At 63.6% G+C, this 2,012-nt stretch carries 1 protein-coding gene and 1 pseudogene; both read right to left on the bottom strand.

Going from position 1 to position 2,012, the window contains the following annotated elements; genetic code table 11:
- Window positions 1-252 precede the first annotated feature (252 nt).
- Window positions 253-542: pseudogene (locus tag EOA28_RS40670) on the bottom strand (DUF2958 domain-containing protein); the annotation flags it as partial.
- Window positions 543-588: 46 nt separating this feature from the next.
- Window positions 589-1,503 (bottom strand): zincin-like metallopeptidase domain-containing protein, encoded by a 915-nt coding sequence (locus tag EOA28_RS34050; protein ID WP_245501666.1) that lies wholly within the window; start codon window positions 1,501-1,503, stop codon window positions 589-591.
- Window positions 1,504-2,012 lie beyond the last annotated feature (509 nt).

The raw sequence follows: 2,012 nt of genomic DNA, 5'->3' as shown, positions 1-2,012 counted from the left end.
TGTTGATGGCGGACACGCTCAACTGGTCGAGGCAAACATGGGGGAAGTTGCATGGTCTTTCTCCTTTGGCTCTGGTTGGAGTTGCCGTTTCCGCGAGGCCGCAGGCCGAGCGGTGGGCTGGTTTGCGCCTAGCGGCGCGGTCCGCCGCGTCGGGCGAAAGCTCGGGGGTTGGGATCTCGAGGCGGGCGGCGGCCTGCCGCAAAAGCGGCTCTTCCTCGGTGATATGGCCGGCAATCCGCGCGGCCTCAGTGCAGACGAGAGCGCAAAGCGCGCCTTGAAGTAGAGATCGCGCTCGAGGCCGAGGCCAAGCGGTCCCTTGACGGTTCGAAGCTCGGCAAGGCTGACGCTGCCGAGTTCGGGAAGCCGAAACCGAGGTCGCAAAGGCCAAACAGCGTATCGCCGTCGGCGTCGAGTTCGGTCAAAAGCCAGGTCGCGGTACCAATCGGTTTGAACAGTTTTACGACCGGCACATGGTCGGCCTCTAGCTCGGTCGCGCCGTTGGCGAGCAGCCGCGCACGCAATTCATCGATGATCAGGATCATGGCAAAACTCCCAGGTCGAGTTGGTTGCGTTTGGCATCGCGCAGGCTCACGCCGCGATCCCCGTTTGCGCCTCGCTTGCCGCTTCAGCCTGAAAGGCGAGAAGGAAATCGGCGGCCTTCGAAGCAAGACTGGCGGCGCGGAAAATGGCGCGGTTGTCCTCGCGCAGCACCTTGAGCCATGAGGCGATATAGTCGGCATGGCGCACCGTCGGCTCGATGCCGAGGCTAGAGCAGGTGAAGGCGGCCGTAAGCTCGGCGACCAGCTCCTCGCGGGCATAGGTCTTGGTGCCAAACGAGCCGGAGAAGTCACGGGCAAGCCGGGTCGGGTGTCCGGTCCAGTGGCCTAACTCGTGGAGAGCCGTTCGGTAGTAATTGACCTGTTCGAAGAACGCGGGCTGCGGCGGCAGCTGCACGAAATCGGCACTCGGCATGTAGAAGGCGCGATCACCACCGATGCGGATATCGGCGCCGCTTGCACGTGTGAGAGCTTCGGCCTGCGGGATGATCTCACGTTCCGGCAGTGGCTCGGCATCGCGGCAAAGATGTTCCGGCAAGCCCTCGCATTGAGCGACATTGAAGACGGTGAAGCGCTTGAGATAGGGAACCGCCTGCGGCTCCGCGTCCTCGGCCTTGGCGCGTTCCTTCTCGTCCTTCGGGACAAAGCGATCGGCATGAACGATGGTTGTGCCATGCTCGCCCTTCCTGACATTGCCGCCAAGCGAAAGCGCCTGCCGGAAGGTGAGCCAGTTCTGGCCGGGGTATGAGCGATCAATCACCGCGCCCCAAAGGATCAGGATGTTGATACCGGAATAGCTGCTCCCGGTGGAGGCGTTCTTTGGCAGCCCAAGGCCAGTCTTTGCGCTTCCCCAAGGCTTGACCCAAGGCACCTCGCCCCGCTCCAGATCGGCGATGATGCGGTCGGTGATTTCGGAATACAGGCTGGCTCTGGGCTGCTCGCCCATCTTGCCGCTAACGTCTCCACGGGTACTGCGTTTGCCGGTCTTGCGCATGATGAAATCTCCGCTCGCCAATGTCGCTGCGCCCTCCCGGAAAGCGGGGTGGGCGGCGAAAACGACCGGAAAGGCCCGCCGTCAGAGGTGGCCGGCATCCGCAGGGCCGAAACGAAGTGGAGGACCCTGAGCTGAAAGGGAAGGGTTGCGGGCCGCCGCGGCGGGCCTAGAAGGGAGAGCCGCCCACACCGTGCCGCCGGGAAGGCCAACCAAAAAGACAGCGCCGCCAGAATGTCGGCGACCGTCACAGCCCGCAAGGGCTGCCTGCGCCAGGGGGCGAAGCCGAATGGCCGAGACCGCCTGAGTTTGTCGATGACAAAGCGGGCTCGGTTCACGAGCACCCGGTGCGCGCGATCAGCGCGCAGGCGCCACTCAGATCCCCGACAACTGCCGGATCCAGTCGAAGTTCTCGAAGCTGCAAAGATAAGACGTTAGACAGATGTGGACGCGCGCTCTCTCTC

The sequence above is a fragment of the Mesorhizobium sp. M2A.F.Ca.ET.067.02.1.1 genome (genome assembly GCF_004023285.1).
GTDB lineage: Bacteria > Pseudomonadota > Alphaproteobacteria > Rhizobiales > Rhizobiaceae > Mesorhizobium.
The sequence above is the reverse complement of the archived record's forward strand: the minus strand, read 5'-3'. Positions and strand labels throughout refer to the sequence as shown.